Here is a 13,185-nt window from a genome sequence, read left to right as displayed (position 1 = left end):
CTGATCTTCCTGCAGGATGGTCAGCTTGCCGCCTTTGTTAACCCACATTGGTGTTTCGGTGGTGTCTTCTTCGGAGGCTTTACCGCGCGGGGTTGGGGTGACGTAGTTCAGCTTGTGCTTGATCTTGACGCGCTTCTCTTCAACGGAGTTTCCCATACGCTCAATATCAAAGGTGAGGACTACTTTGCCTTTGGTACCGTTGTTCAGAACGCCAAGCGCGGTAGTGTTTAAAGCTGCCGCGATCTTGTTCATGAACACGCCGGCATCCAGTTCGCCCAGGAAATCGGGCACTACGGTCATGCGGTCATTACTCATGGTTTAACCCTCTGTGAGGCGGCTGCCACCGCCAGTGAACTTCTCCATACACAACAGAGAAGGGCACCTGCGCGAGTTTTGTGGGTAGACAGGCCACTTCCATCGCGCCCGGGTGGATTGGGTTATGAGCCCGTCGCCCGGTGATGCCCTTGTCTGTTGTGTAAAAAGGTGCCCACCGATGTGATGGGCAAAGACTACACACAGCAATGAATTTGTTGTGGCGGTGGTGCCTCCACCTGCCGGACCGGCCAGAACCGGCGACGCTACACCTCAAGAAACGTATTCATTTCAAATGTTGAAATAAAAACTTGTTGGCCTCGTCACGTGCGCAGAGCCGCATTACCACAACTGGAAGCGCACTCTTTCGGTAACAAACCTGCCCCCGCAGTGAAAGAGAGAAGGAGTGCGCTTTCACGTTGTGCCCTTAAAAGCTGGCTGTCACCCTCAAGGGGAAAGTGAGCAGCCAGAACAGGGATCACTTCTTATTGCTTTGGCCTGCTTTTAACCACATCAGGCGCGGTGGTAAGCCATTTGCGAATCATCCGGTCATTCATACGCCACCGGCGGCTACTTCGTGGGCTTCCTGCCTGTTCGCTGTTGATGAAAATGAAGATAAAAGATATTTGCGAAATGCGCAAGAAATAAAATGCGTAATGCGCAATTGAAAGGGCGTAAAAAAACCGCCGTGTAGGCGGTTATTTGTTCTTAGGGGATGTTATCCGTGCCGTTTAACTGACTGCGACTGGCTGATCATTACCTTGCCGAAAACGTAAAATCTGTCTTCATTGGACTTATCCACTGACCACTCCCGATATTTAGGGTTATCGGAAATGACAAGAATTTTATCTGGGATCATCTGTAATCTTTTGACGTAAATTTTATCATCAAAACCAAATACATAAATCCCATCACCATCAAACTCATTGATCGAAATATCAACGAATATCAAATCACCTGGATCAATGGTATCAGCCATGCTGTCACCACGAACGTTAATCACTTTGACCGTATCTGGTGTTCTCCCACCAAATAATACGGCGGCTCTTTCGTTGTTGTACTCAATGGACCTGATGACATCGACGACATCACTACCTTGTATATGGCCCATGCCAGCACTGGCGCTGACATCGAGCAACTCGACTCTAAACACAGGGTCACCCTCTCCATAAGCTGGATTTTTACCACTGGATTTACATACAGTAGTTTCATTTGGAGACGGTGTAAAGAGTTCTGCCACGCTAACACCAAGTGCCGTAGCATATTTGCTAAGTGATTGTTCAGTAAATGACTTTTGTTTTCCAGTCTCAACCCGTGAGACGTTCGCACCGTCAATACCTACAGCTTCAGCAAGATCTGAAATTTTCATGCCCTTTTCGAGGCGTAATTCTCTAATGCGGTTTCCTATGTTCATGCGTCCATTACAGGTTGTTTTTGCGTGATATGCAAAGCAACTTGCGCAAGTCGTAACTACACTTTAATATGCGTAATACGCAATTACAGGGGGAATTATGCAATCACTGTTAAGAAATTTGCGAAAATCGCAAGGCTTAACTCTCTCTCATGTGGCAAACGTGGTGGACATTGATCCAGCAAACCTAAGCCGAATTGAAAGGGGTCAACAAATCGCATCACTCGATGTAGCTGAAAGGCTTGTGAAGTTTTATTCGGGCCAAATTGATGAGCTCCAAATCTTGTACCCGCACCGTTATACGCAGGCTACAGAAACTGGGGCAGCATCGGTACCACAGGAAAAAGGGGAAAGCCGTGGGTAACGAACCGGAATGGAAAGTTGATAAGCAGCCAGCCTGGCTGGTGGCCGCAATCAAAAAAACGATCACCGAGCTGCCTGGCGGATATTCAGAGGCTGCTGAGTGGTTGGGTGTGACCGAGAACGCGCTGTTTAACCGGCTGCGTACCGATGGCGATCAGATCTTCCCGCTCGGTTGGGCGATGGTGCTTCAACGTGCTGGTGGTTCAAACCACATAGCGAACGCTATTGCACGTCACTCGAACGGTGTTTTCGTGCCATTGGCTGACGTTGAAGAAATAGAGAACGGTGACATCAACCAGCGTCTTATGGAGTCAGTGGAGTGGATCGGCAGGCATTCGCAATACGTTCGCAAAGCTACCGCTGACGGCGTTATTGATGCTCAGGAACGCGCCCAGATTGAAGAGAACAGCTATCAGGTGATGGCTAAGTGGCAGGAACATTTAACGCTGCTTTTCCGTGTGTTTTGTGCGCCGGAAAAAGGTGACGCCCGCGAGTGTGCAGCTCCGGGCGTCGTGGCAGACAAATCTTGTATGGAGAAGTAATCCGCATGACCAGTTTAACGGCTTTTAACCGTTTGCCGCAACTCAGGATGATCCCGGTACCGGGCACTCCGTTGTTTCGGTATGAACGCAGAATAGCAAACCGCTGGGTGCCATGTAACCACAGTCGGGCGGTCGCAATTGTGGGGGTTTACTACAGGAAGGCGAAACGCTTATGCGCGAAGTTAACCGAAGGTTCAAAGACCACAGAGGGATCCCCGTTCGGGTTATCCGATGGGAGCCAGAGACTCAACGAGTTATCTACCTGCGGGATGGTTATGACCACGAATGTTTCAGCCCGCTCGAACAATTCAAGCGCAAGTTTACCGAGTTAAAGGACGACCATGAGCACTAAATTAACAGGTTACGTTTGGGACGCTTGTGCCGCTTCTGGCATGAAGCTGTCCAGCGTTGCCATCATGGCGCGTCTGGCAGACTTCAGCAGTGATGAAGGGGTTAGCTGGCCTTCCATCGCTACCATCGCGCGCCAGATAGGTGCTGGTGAGAGCACGGTTCGCACAGCCATATCTCAGCTGGAAAAAGACGGTTGGTTAACCCGCCAGCAGCGCCGTAAAGGCAACCGAAATGCATCGAACGTTTACCAGCTCAATGTTGCGAAATTGCAGGCTGCTGCCTTTTCTCACCTGTCAGATTCTGACGCATCAAAATCTGATGCCTCAAAAACCGACGCGTCAAAATCTGAGGCATCAAAAAACGATGAAAAAGGCGGTTTTCACCCGTCAGAATCTGGGGGGGATCCGTCAGTAAATACAACTACTGATCCATCAGTTAAAAAACCTTCATGTCCGGTTGCGCCGCAACCAGACCCTGAAGTGATGATCACCGATAACGCCATCCTGGTTCTGAATCATCTGAACCTGGTTAGTGGCTCACGATACCAAAAATCAAAAACTTCTCTGGAAAACATCCGTGCTCGTTTGCGTGAAGGTTACACCGTTAGCGACTTACAGCTGGTGATCGACCTTAAGCATGAGCACTGGAACGGCAATGACGTGCAGTACCAGTACATGCGCCCTGAAACGCTCTTCGGTCCGAAAAAATTTGAAGGTTATCTGCAAAGCGGGATCCGCTGGGACAAGAAGGGGCGGCCACCGCGTGACAGCTGGGGCGAAAAGAAACATGACCCGATGAAGTTCGGTCCGGTTGATAGCAAGATTCCAGAGGGGTTCAGAGGATGAATGAAAATAAATACTGCCGCGCGCTGGCTGAACTGCGTTCAAGACCAGCCCACGAATTGAAAGAGGTGGGCGATCAATGGCGCACTCCGGATCTGTTGTTTTGGGGTATCAATGCGATGTTCGGCCCTCTGGTGTTGGACCTTTTTGCCGACGACAGCAACGCAAAGTGCCCAGCATGGTACACGGCTGAAGATAATGCCCTGACACAGGATTGGTCAGAGCGTCTGGCAGAACTCGGTGGTGCCGGGTTTGGCAACCCGCCTTATAGCCGCTCTCAGTACCACGACAAGCAAGCGGTTACCGGAATGACCCACATCATCAACCACGCTATGGCAATGCGAGAAAAGGGTGGTCGGTACGTTTTTCTCGTAAAGTCAGCGACGAGTGAGACGTGGTGGCCGGAAGAGGCAGATCACGTCACATTCATCCGTCGCCGAATTGGTTTCGATCTTCCTACATGGTTCGTGCCGAAAGACGAAAAGCAGCAGCCCACCAGCGCGTTTTTTGCTGGCGCTATCGTGGTCTTCGACAAAACATGGCGGGGAGAGCGTTTCAGTTACATCAACCGCACCGACCTGGAGGCCAAAGGCCGTGCTTCGATGTCGCTGGCCCAGTTTGCAGTGGGAAGAACGCAAACTGATGCGGCGCCGGAGCTGGACGCTGAGGTAGCGCCGGAGAAATCAGAGGCAGAACTGCCATTAACCCAAAAAGCCATTCTGGAAACCAGTGGTGTAGAGGCTTGGGCCTGTGTTGTTGCGGCGTTCGGCGAGAAAGATGAGTACACCTTCAGCGAGTCAAAGTTTGGTCATACCTGGGCTGCCGACTCTCTGGAAAACCCTGAATTTACCAATGTTTCACCGCTGGCGATCGACAGAGCGAAAAAGCTGATCAGCGAGAGCATCCTGGTGGGTGTTAATGCATGGCTGGAAACATTGCCCTTTGATAACGATGACGTGAAACAAGACATGTCAGAGCGGTTACGCACAGTTGCCGTTGAGTCTGCGAAAGAATACGGCATTAACCACAGTGAATTCATCGCGATCATGGAAAGCCTGGATAAAGCCAAATGGTCAAATATACGGGGGATCCGCGCCCATGTCCGTGAGACGCAGGAATCAAATGACAAGGCGTTAAACGAATCGCGCGTTTGGCCTCTTGAGGTTGGGCTGGTGTTTAACCAGATTGAAGGGGCTGACGCTCTACCTGTTTCACAACAGAACAAGCTGAAAGCCAATATCAACCAGCTGTGGCTCGAACGTATGCCGACGAGTGAAATTATCACGACCGCTGGTGGTCTCTTCAACAGCATGCAGGGGACCGTAAATGCGTGAATTTATCGTTGATAACTTTCTGGTGGGGCTGGTAAAGGCAAATCTTCCTGAATTATGTGCAAATCAAAAGGCGGGTGCAGCCGCCTGATATGGAGAAAAAGCATGAATCAGTTAACCGCAAAGGGTGTTGTGACAATGTCCAGCCGTGAAATTGCTAGGCTGGTGCAGAGCAAGCATGGTGATGTAAAGCGCTCAGCTGAGCGCCTTGCATCTGCTGGTATTTTAACCGCGCCGTTGGCGCACACCCCCTACACACACCCGCAAAACGGGCAAACCTACGAGGAGTATTGGTTCAACAAACGTGATTCTCTGGTGATCGTCGCCCGGCTGTCGCCAGAATTTACCGCCGCTGTTGTCGATCGCTGGCAAGAGCTGGAGAACAGTCAGGCCGTAAGTGTCCCGCAAACATTGCCGGAGGCATTACGTCTCGCCGCGGATCTGGCCGAGCAGAAAGAACAACTGGCCCAGCAGTTAGCCGCTGCCGCGCCGAAAGTTGAGTTTGTCGATCGGTATTGTACTGCTAATGGCTCAATGTCTTTCCGCCAGGTGGCAAAGCTGTTGCAGGCCAAAGAGAACGATTTCCGCTTGTTTCTCATTGAGAGCGACATTATGTACCGGCTCGGCGGAGTGCTGACACCGCGGCACCAGCACATTGCAGCCGGGCGGTTTGAAGTTAAAACTGGCACTTCGAGCGAAACTAACTACGCCTTTAACCAGGCTCGTTTTACACCCAAAGGCATCGAGTGGATCGGTGGCCTGTGGACGGCACACATCGCTAAAGGGCATGCCGCGTGAGAGGACTGTTCACAGCCGAGACTGTTCCGCGCCTGGGGCTTGTGGTGTTAAAGCCGGGTAGCGAACTGATGTATCTGTTTCAACAGGGGCGTGTGCTGGTGGAGCCTCAGCCAAAATGCATGGCTGGGCTTCCGTCGGGACTCGTCCCTGATGCCAGGCAGCCGCTGGCAGAAGATAAGTCCCTCGAAGAATTCTTCACCGACGAGAGAGTTATCCGTGCAGCAGGCGGTTTGTCCGGGTTGGAATCCTGGTTAGAGCGTAACGTGAAGGAATGCCAGTACCCGCACACTGATTATCACCATCATGAGCTGGTATCGATGCGACATCCCCCTGGATCAATGTTGCTCTGTTGGCATTGCGATAACCAGCTGCGCGAGCAAACCACCGTGGCGCTGGCAGAACTGGCCCAGCGTAATCTCATTAACTGGCTGATCAGTTCCATCCTGTCTTCGCTTGGCTACAACAACGAGCGTGAACTATCACTCGGTGAATTGTGCTGGTGGGCCGTTTACTCAGGCATTGCTGATGCAATCACGGAAAGGATGGCCCAGCTTGCGCTTCGATTACCGGATGAGCCGTTTTTATCCGTATATCGAGAAAGTGACATTGTGCCGATGCCACCGGCAAAAAGCATTTTGCAGAAGAAGGTCACCCCTGCGGTCACGGCTGCGAAATTAAAGCATGGAGCAAATCAGGAAGTAGCCTATGAACAGCCAAAGGTTCTGGCTCTGCATGCGGATCCTGAATCCCCTGAATCCTTCATGTTGCGCCCAAAACACCGAAGGTGGGTGAATGAGGACTATACCCGGTGGGTTAAAACCCAGCCCTGTGAAGGTTGCCGGCGCCCAGCGGATGATCCACACCATGTCATTGGTCACGGCATGGGCGGTACCGCCACTAAAGCCCACGATCTGTTTGTGATCCCTCTGTGCAGAGAGTGTCACGACAAATTACATGCTGATGTTGCAGCGTTCGAGAAAAAACACGGTACCCAGTTGGAGCTGCTATTCCGGTTTATGAATCGAGCGCTGGCGATCGGCGTAATAACAAAAGCGTAATTGTATGGAGCGCTGAGCATAATGAATTTACAAGAACTGGAATATACGCGGATTGAACTGCGCCGCGCGCTGGCGGATTTATCAGGATCGACAAAAGGACAGCTGCAGGCGTTCAGTGAGCATCCACCAGCAGATAAGAATAAATACCCCCGGCACCATCCTGAAATCGTCATGGAGGGTGGCGAAGGTTGTGGGTCAAAGGTTGTAAAAACGCTGGCCACTCCACTTTATGTTCTTGAGACAAGGAGCCGTCGTCGACCTTTACCGCCTATTAAAGATACGGAGTTCGCTTGTTCAGCATGGCGTCGTTCGGTCAATGGTCTGGATGAGCATTTGCAGGCATGGGTGCGGTACTGCTATGGGTATGACCTTACTTTCCGGTACCAGACATTGATGTGCCAGCATGTGTGGGAACAGTTTCAGCGTCAGCATAGCGGCAAAAAAATACAGGGCCGCGTCACTAAAAAACTGATAGGGCTTGTCTGGCTGGCGGCGCAAGAAGTTGCTGCCTCGCGTAATAACGATACCTATCAGGAGTATGCTGGTGCAGCTCTGGCGCGCATGGTCAGCGTTGAGCGTTCCACCTGGCTCAGAGTGTATTCAGGCCACTGGGCGGCTTTCAAAGCGTCGTTTACTGAGATGGACAGCCATGCACTAAGCGAAATTTTGTCAAGGTACGAAGAGTATCAAGAACTGAAAGTAGCCGAAATGTGAGGTAACTTTCACTAACTCCTTCAATTAGGCTTGCAAAATGCAACAAAATAAGCCATATTTGAAGCTAATTTGATAAGTTGTCAAAATTGTAACAACCTCGCCGCGGCGGGGTTTTTTGTTATGATGCTTTCTTTTTTGAAAGGAATTCATCATGGACATATTGAATCTTTTAGAGGTTTTGAAACCTGCAAGTCATGTTGTGTTGGTCAAGATGGAGAATAGCTCCAATTTATGGGATTCCGTGAGCAAAGTGTTAATCGCGATCCTTCCGGCTTTTATATCTTTCATTGCATTATTATTTTCATACTATCAATTCAAATCTAATATGCGCAATCAAAGTGAACAGTATGCTTTAGGTATTAAGCAACAATTGATGAGCTTAAAACTTAATACGCAACTTGCGACAGAGATAGAGTTAAAAAAAGATGTATGTAAAGAGGTTAGAGCCGCTTTTATTAGTTTCATGAAGCACCATGCTGAGCAGTATCATGCTAAAGTTGATTACAAAAACCTTTTAGGCAATAGTGATGCTGAAAGTGCTCGGGAACGAAAAAGACTCCACGAAATTGTAATGGCAAAAGCACAATTAATAATGGAAAATAAAGTGCTCTTAGACTCATATTTAGACTTGAGTGATCCGGATGAATTAAAGTTCTTCAATTCTCTTAACCAACTAAGCGATATAGCCTTGTCTGGTGGCGATGGAACTGGATCTGATTTAGGAACAGCCCAAGGGAATTGTAGTATTTTGTGTTTTAAGTTTATCGAAAAAAGACGTAAGGAAATTACAAGTCTAGTAGATACTATTGGGAATTAATTTATTACTCCATCCACGGAGTTCCTCTTGTGGAAATGGGCGGCTGGTGGGTGTTGTAGCACCCAACCAGCCATTAGCCCATGCTTTCAGGTCACAAGCTAATCAAGGCCCACTGCTTTAGCGCAAAAGCATAGTGAGCCTATCAGAGTTACGCTTACGGATCTATGAAAAATACTGTAAATATAAACAGTGTTGAGCTTGTCAACGCTGACTGCCTGCAATACCTCGCAACCCTCCCGGATAACACCATCGACCTTATTGTTACGGATCCGCCTTATTTTAAGGTGAAGCCGAACGGCTGGGATAATCAGTGGAACGGTGACGCCGACTATCTTCGCTGGCTTGATATGTGTCTTGCCCAGTTCTGGCGAGTGCTTAAGCCTGCCGGCAGCCTGTATTTGTTTTCAGGTCACCGACTTGCATCCGATATTGAGATCATGATGCGTGAACGCTTCAACGTCATGAACCACATTATCTGGGCGAAGCCATCAGGGCGCTGGAACGGGTGTAATAAAGAAAGCCTGCGCTCTTACTTCCCCGCGACGGAACGCATCCTTTTCGCTGAGCATTATCAGGGGCCATATAAGCCGAAAAGCGACGGATTTGCTGAGAAAAGCAACGAGGCCAAACAACACGTCATGGCTCCGTTAATCACCTACTTTCGTGATGCACGAGCCGAACTGGGGGTCACGTCCAGGCAAATAGCTGACGCCACCGGAAAGAAAAATATGGCGTCTCACTGGTTCGGTGCCAGTCAGTGGCAACTACCGAACGAGCAGGATTACGAAAAGCTGCAGGAATTGTTCACTCAGATCGCCATTGAGAAGCACCGCGCCTCTGAACTCAAAGCACCGCATCACCAGCTGGTGGCCACATGGCATTCGTTGAACCGGAAATACCTTGATCTGCTGGAAGAGTACAAATCTCTTCGGCGGCATTTCTCTGTGACAGTAGCCGTGCCCTATACAGACGTCTGGACACATAAACCCGTCCAGTTCTATCCAGGCAAACACCCGTGCGAAAAGCCCGCTGATATGTTGCGGCAAATCATCAACGCCAGCAGCAGGCCCGGCGATGTGGTAGCTGATTTCTTTATGGGCTCGGGATCAACTGTTAAAGCAGCCATTGAACTGGGCCGCCAGGCTATCGGCGTAGAACTGGAAGAGGTACGTTTTAACCAGACGGTAAGTGAGGTAAGGCAGCTGGCAGGGGAATAAAAGCTTGGGTCGCTATCGCGGCCCTTTTTATTACCTCAACTGGACACCCGCAACGTAGCGAGGTGAGAGCATGTATCGAATGGAAAAAATCACGACGGGTATTGCATACGGCGCATCGGGAGGGGGGACCGGATACTGGTTGCTTCAGCTCCTCGATAAAGTCTCCCCATCCCAATGGGCGGCCATTGGTGTGCTCGGTAGCCTCATGTTTGGTTTGCTGACGTGGTTAACGAGTCTGTACTTCCAAATCAAAGCGGATCGCCGCAAAGCTGCGCGGGGTGAATGATGTCCAACAAAGCAAAGCTCAGCGCAGCAGTGCTGGCGCTAATCGCGTCAGGGGCATCTGCTCCACTCATTTTCGACCAATTCATCAGCGAGAAAGAAGGCAATGCGCTGGCGACCGTTGTTGATCCGGGTGGGGTCTGGTCTTTATGCCACGGCGTGACCGTTATTGATGGCAGGCGTGTTGTTAAGGGCATGACGGCCACTGAGGAACAATGCCGGAAGGTTAACGCTATTGAACGCGATAAGGCATTAGCCTGGGTTGATCGCTATATCAAAGTGCCTCTGACAGAGCCGCAGAAGGTGGGGATCGCATCCTTCTGCCCGTATAACATCGGCCCCGGTAAATGCTTCCCATCGACCTTCTATAAGCGCATCAACGCAGGTGACCGCATCGGCGCATGCGAGGCAATCCGCTGGTGGATTAAAGACGGTGGCCGTGATTGCCGTCTAACCAAAGGCCAGAAGAATGGCTGCTATGGTCAGGTTGAGCGACGGGACCAGGAAAGCGCGCTGGCGTGCTGGGGGTTAGACCAATGATCAGCGAGTCTGTTAAGACCTGGTGGAAAGCCGCCACGGTTTCAGCGCTTCTCATTGCCTCATTCGCCGCAGGTAGTGTGTGGACGGAACGAGCATGGGAAAAGAAATGGGCAGATCGTAATAGTGCGGAGTCCTCTCAGGCAGAGAACGCTCAAACGGTTGCCCGTATGATTGAACAAGGGCGAGTAATCGCTCGCGATGAGGCTGTTAAAAATGCACAAGAACAGGCTGCAAAAGCGGCTGCGAATGCTGCTGGCCTGTCTGCCACTGTTAGCCAGCTGCGCACCGAAGCAACAAAACTTGCCACCCGCCTGGACGCCGCAAAGCACACCGCAGGTCTTGCCGCTGCCGTCGGAAGCAAAACAACCAGCGCTAACTCCGCAATGCTCGCCGACATGCTCGGAAGCATTGCAGAAGAAGCTAGATACTATGCTGGGCGATCTGATGACAGCTACCGCGCAGGAATGATATGTGAGCGTATCTACAACTCTTTAAGAGATTAAAAATGTTCAGCATTAGTGATTCTCTTGCATAGACAGATTTATCTCATTGACATGGAAAGTTTCGTTGCTAGGGTGTAAATTCGCTCTATACATCAGTGATGAGAGCGAGCTATGGATCCTAGAGGGAATTATTTAATCAAACCGATTGATGAATTGGGTCAAGGAACCTTTGGACGGGTTGAAAAGGTTGAAGTCTATAATACGTTAGGCCATTTCAGCGGCTTCTACGCAAGGAAGGTCCTTTCTGTGAATCCCAAGCTTATCAACCACCTCTTTTCTTTGGACGATTGGAAGCGAAGATTTGAACGTGAAGTCAGGTATCAAGCTGAGTGTACGCATGACAATGTTGTACCTGTATGCATACATCATCTTAGCATCGATAACCCATGGTTTGTTATGGAACTAGCTGAATGTGACCTCCGTAAACAGATGAACGAAGGTGTGTTGACTGAACGCGATAAGCTTGAAATGCTCAGGATGGTCCTAAAGGGAGTTGAATACATACATAGGAATGGTTACTTGCATCGAGATTTGAAACCGGAAAATATTCTCATGTACCCTGATGGTTGCTATAAAATCTCAGATTTTGGGCTTGTTAAGACAATTAACTCTGAAGCTCAATCAGCATTTCTTTCAAATATTTTGCAGGATCGTTCAATTGGCATAGGCACACCTGAATACATGTCACCAGAAGCACAGCGTGGGACATATACCGAAAAATCAGATATTTATGCATTGGGTGTAATTATAAATGAATTAAACCTAAAAGATGCTCCCGGGATTGGGGCAATTGTGGATAGATCTACAGCATATGTCCCAAATGCTAGATTCGATTCAGTCACTCAGATGCTCAGTGATTTAGACAGTGTTATAGCGAGGACAATGCAATGATTAATTTGTTGAGTTGCGCAGCATTCTCATGCTCAAAAAATGTAGAGCATGACAATCAAGATGCGATATTGCTACCTCGGCAAGTGGATGGGGCATTTGTTTTTGCTGTTGCGGATGGCGTTGGTTCTTATCCTGGAGCCAAAGATGCTGCGAATATAGCAACTAGTCAACTTGCTGAACTCAATAAAGAAAAATTGTTAAACCCACAGCTCACATTGGAGCTAATACAAAATAACATTATTGCATTGTCTAATTTAAATAATGAATATTTTAAAGCGGCAACAACTCTTTCTTATTGTTTCTTAACAGCTAAAGAATTGAATGTGATTCATGTTGGCGATACCAGAGTTTACATTAAGAAGGGCGGCAAACTTAATCTTGTCACAAAGGACCATACTCAGCATCAAGAACTTTTGGACGACGGCCTTTATACTAAAAAAGAGCTTGAGCAATTGCCAGGAAAGAATACTCTTACTGCGGCGTTAACTCGCAGTTTGACGATACGGTATCAGCATGTAGTTTTGCCACTGGCTGATATAGTAGACGATAACGGAGTGCTTACACTTTTCATTATGTCTGATGGTGCACATCATTTCTGGGAGCATCGACCTCGTTTTTCTTTGAATACGCTTGGTAATGTTAGTAGCTTCACTGCAAGTTTGTATAAACGTATTTTAAAGAAAACACCCACCGATGATTATTCATTGATAGCTGCTCAATTCAAAGTTAGTTAACCCCATAAGTGCTAAAACCTCGCTCTTGCGGGGTTTTTTTATAGCTAGTACTTACCTTTATTCTCTTTTGTAGATCCAGCTGACAATAACTCTTCGAGGGTGTTTATAAGCCTCGGATATTCATCTCATATTCTGATGGGTCCTCCCGGCGGGGTGGCCTACCACGGGGCGGCGCGCTCGCGGTAAACGGCTAGTTTTTCGGATCCAGGGTCATCATCATCATGTGCGCAGGCCTTTGATTTAATTAGAGGCCATTTTCGCTAGATGTCGAATCGTTCAAAAAGTGTTCACCATCATGGACCAGGAAATTGCCACTTTAAAACTCAATATCAACCAGTTGGCAGGGATAACCGGCGTACACCGTCAGACGGTTGCCGCGAGACTGAAAAATGTTGAACCTGCTCCAGGCAGCAACAGCAAGTTAAAGCTCTATCTGGTGACCGACATTCTGACCGAACTGATGATCCCTACCGTTTCGG

The 13,185-nt window shown here is 49.1% G+C and carries 18 protein-coding genes; 16 read left to right on the top strand and 2 right to left on the bottom strand.

All coding sequences use genetic code 11. The features are described 5' to 3' along the window. On the bottom strand, positions 1–315 hold a 315-nt coding region (locus VJY99_RS14090; protein WP_324119515.1), incomplete at its 3' end, for a hypothetical protein. Between the two features lie 715 nt (positions 316–1,030). After that, a complete protein-coding gene (locus VJY99_RS14085) occupies positions 1,031–1,726 on the bottom strand; it encodes an XRE family transcriptional regulator (protein WP_324119513.1) in 696 nt (231 codons plus the stop codon). A gap of 97 nt (positions 1,727–1,823) precedes the next feature. Between VJY99_RS14085 and VJY99_RS14080 the strand changes: the two genes are divergently transcribed. The 16 genes from VJY99_RS14080 to VJY99_RS14005 all read left to right on the top strand — a co-directional run. Then, the gene (locus VJY99_RS14080) at positions 1,824–2,087 is read left to right on the top strand and encodes a helix-turn-helix transcriptional regulator (protein ID WP_324119512.1); all 264 of its coding nucleotides are present in this window, start codon (positions 1,824–1,826) and stop codon (positions 2,085–2,087) included. Beyond that, on the top strand, positions 2,080–2,628 hold the full coding sequence (locus VJY99_RS14075) for a YmfL family putative regulatory protein (RefSeq protein ID WP_032623262.1): 549 nt from the start codon (positions 2,080–2,082) through the stop codon (positions 2,626–2,628). The genes VJY99_RS14080 and VJY99_RS14075 overlap by 8 nt, the downstream gene beginning before the upstream one ends. A gap of 172 nt (positions 2,629–2,800) precedes the next feature. Further along, a complete protein-coding gene (locus VJY99_RS14070; RefSeq protein ID WP_032676944.1) occupies positions 2,801–2,980 on the top strand; it encodes a DUF4222 domain-containing protein in 180 nt (59 codons plus the stop codon). Further along, complete coding sequence (locus VJY99_RS14065; RefSeq protein ID WP_032667285.1) at positions 2,970–3,824, top strand: conserved phage C-terminal domain-containing protein; 855 nt, start codon at positions 2,970–2,972, stop codon at positions 3,822–3,824. Before VJY99_RS14070 ends, VJY99_RS14065 begins: the two co-directional genes overlap by 11 nt. Continuing rightward, positions 3,821–5,155, top strand: coding sequence for a phage N-6-adenine-methyltransferase (locus VJY99_RS14060; RefSeq protein ID WP_324119509.1), 1,335 nt, complete (start codon positions 3,821–3,823; stop codon positions 5,153–5,155). The genes VJY99_RS14065 and VJY99_RS14060 overlap by 4 nt, the downstream gene beginning before the upstream one ends. Before the next feature lie 102 nt (positions 5,156–5,257). Continuing rightward, positions 5,258–5,950: a phage antirepressor KilAC domain-containing protein gene (locus tag VJY99_RS14055; protein WP_324119508.1), complete on the top strand. Its 693-nt coding sequence runs from the start codon at positions 5,258–5,260 to the stop codon at positions 5,948–5,950. Further along, the gene (locus tag VJY99_RS14050) at positions 5,947–7,008 is read left to right on the top strand and encodes a DUF968 domain-containing protein (RefSeq protein WP_324119507.1); all 1,062 of its coding nucleotides are present in this window, start codon (positions 5,947–5,949) and stop codon (positions 7,006–7,008) included. Before VJY99_RS14055 ends, VJY99_RS14050 begins: the two co-directional genes overlap by 4 nt. Before the next feature lie 21 nt (positions 7,009–7,029). Next, entirely contained in the window at positions 7,030–7,722 is a 693-nt protein-coding gene (locus VJY99_RS14045; RefSeq protein WP_228176559.1) for a bacteriophage antitermination protein Q, read from the top strand. Positions 7,723–7,873: 151 nt separating this feature from the next. Then, positions 7,874–8,539 carry a hypothetical protein gene (locus tag VJY99_RS14040; RefSeq protein WP_228176560.1) on the top strand — a complete coding sequence of 222 codons (666 nt, stop codon included), beginning with the start codon at positions 7,874–7,876 and terminating at the stop codon, positions 8,537–8,539. Positions 8,540–8,703: 164 nt separating this feature from the next. Beyond that, entirely contained in the window at positions 8,704–9,756 is a 1,053-nt protein-coding gene (locus tag VJY99_RS14035; protein WP_228176561.1) for a DNA-methyltransferase, read from the top strand. A 70-nt stretch (positions 9,757–9,826) separates the two neighbouring features. Next, the gene (locus VJY99_RS14030; protein ID WP_000286102.1) at positions 9,827–10,042 is read left to right on the top strand and encodes a class II holin family protein; all 216 of its coding nucleotides are present in this window, start codon (positions 9,827–9,829) and stop codon (positions 10,040–10,042) included. Beyond that, positions 10,042–10,578, top strand: coding sequence for a lysozyme (locus VJY99_RS14025; RefSeq protein ID WP_228176562.1), 537 nt, complete (start codon positions 10,042–10,044; stop codon positions 10,576–10,578). Before VJY99_RS14030 ends, VJY99_RS14025 begins: the two co-directional genes overlap by 1 nt. Continuing rightward, a complete protein-coding gene (locus tag VJY99_RS14020) occupies positions 10,575–11,081 on the top strand; it encodes a DUF2514 domain-containing protein (RefSeq protein WP_139507290.1) in 507 nt (168 codons plus the stop codon). Before VJY99_RS14025 ends, VJY99_RS14020 begins: the two co-directional genes overlap by 4 nt. 111 nt (positions 11,082–11,192) lie before the next feature. Next, positions 11,193–11,972 (top strand): serine/threonine-protein kinase, encoded by a 780-nt coding sequence (locus tag VJY99_RS14015; protein ID WP_139507291.1) that lies wholly within the window; start codon positions 11,193–11,195, stop codon positions 11,970–11,972. Next, a complete protein-coding gene (locus VJY99_RS14010; protein ID WP_139507292.1) occupies positions 11,969–12,706 on the top strand; it encodes a PP2C family protein-serine/threonine phosphatase in 738 nt (245 codons plus the stop codon). Before VJY99_RS14015 ends, VJY99_RS14010 begins: the two co-directional genes overlap by 4 nt. Positions 12,707–13,001: 295 nt before the next feature. Beyond that, positions 13,002–13,185: DUF1441 family protein (locus VJY99_RS14005; protein ID WP_324119498.1), on the top strand; the 184-nt coding region annotated here is incomplete at its 3' end.

Source organism: Buttiauxella sp. (genome assembly GCF_035271705.1).
Lineage (GTDB): Bacteria > Pseudomonadota > Gammaproteobacteria > Enterobacterales > Enterobacteriaceae > Buttiauxella.
This window is presented reverse-complemented; position numbering and strand designations above follow the sequence as displayed.

What these genes read in the sequence shown, in the direction of transcription:
- VJY99_RS14020 (WP_139507290.1), top strand. Translation starts at nt 10,575, where the DNA reads ATGATCAGCGAGTCTGTTAAGACCTGGTGGAAAGCCGCCACGGTTTCA.
- VJY99_RS14025 (WP_228176562.1), top strand. Translation starts at nt 10,042, where the DNA reads ATGTCCAACAAAGCAAAGCTCAGCGCAGCAGTGCTGGCGCTAATCGCG.
- VJY99_RS14015 (WP_139507291.1), top strand. Translation starts at nt 11,193, where the DNA reads ATGGATCCTAGAGGGAATTATTTAATCAAACCGATTGATGAATTGGGT.
- VJY99_RS14080 (WP_324119512.1), top strand. Translation starts at nt 1,824, where the DNA reads ATGCAATCACTGTTAAGAAATTTGCGAAAATCGCAAGGCTTAACTCTC.
- VJY99_RS14070 (WP_032676944.1), top strand. Translation starts at nt 2,801, where the DNA reads ATGCGCGAAGTTAACCGAAGGTTCAAAGACCACAGAGGGATCCCCGTT.
- VJY99_RS14055 (WP_324119508.1), top strand. Translation starts at nt 5,258, where the DNA reads ATGAATCAGTTAACCGCAAAGGGTGTTGTGACAATGTCCAGCCGTGAA.
- VJY99_RS14065 (WP_032667285.1), top strand. Translation starts at nt 2,970, where the DNA reads ATGAGCACTAAATTAACAGGTTACGTTTGGGACGCTTGTGCCGCTTCT.
- VJY99_RS14040 (WP_228176560.1), top strand. Translation starts at nt 7,874, where the DNA reads ATGGACATATTGAATCTTTTAGAGGTTTTGAAACCTGCAAGTCATGTT.
- VJY99_RS14030 (WP_000286102.1), top strand. Translation starts at nt 9,827, where the DNA reads ATGTATCGAATGGAAAAAATCACGACGGGTATTGCATACGGCGCATCG.
- VJY99_RS14035 (WP_228176561.1), top strand. Translation starts at nt 8,704, where the DNA reads ATGAAAAATACTGTAAATATAAACAGTGTTGAGCTTGTCAACGCTGAC.
- VJY99_RS14085 (WP_324119513.1), bottom strand. Translation starts at nt 1,726, where the DNA reads ATGAACATAGGAAACCGCATTAGAGAATTACGCCTCGAAAAGGGCATG.
- VJY99_RS14010 (WP_139507292.1), top strand. Translation starts at nt 11,969, where the DNA reads ATGATTAATTTGTTGAGTTGCGCAGCATTCTCATGCTCAAAAAATGTA.
- VJY99_RS14060 (WP_324119509.1), top strand. Translation starts at nt 3,821, where the DNA reads ATGAATGAAAATAAATACTGCCGCGCGCTGGCTGAACTGCGTTCAAGA.
- VJY99_RS14045 (WP_228176559.1), top strand. Translation starts at nt 7,030, where the DNA reads ATGAATTTACAAGAACTGGAATATACGCGGATTGAACTGCGCCGCGCG.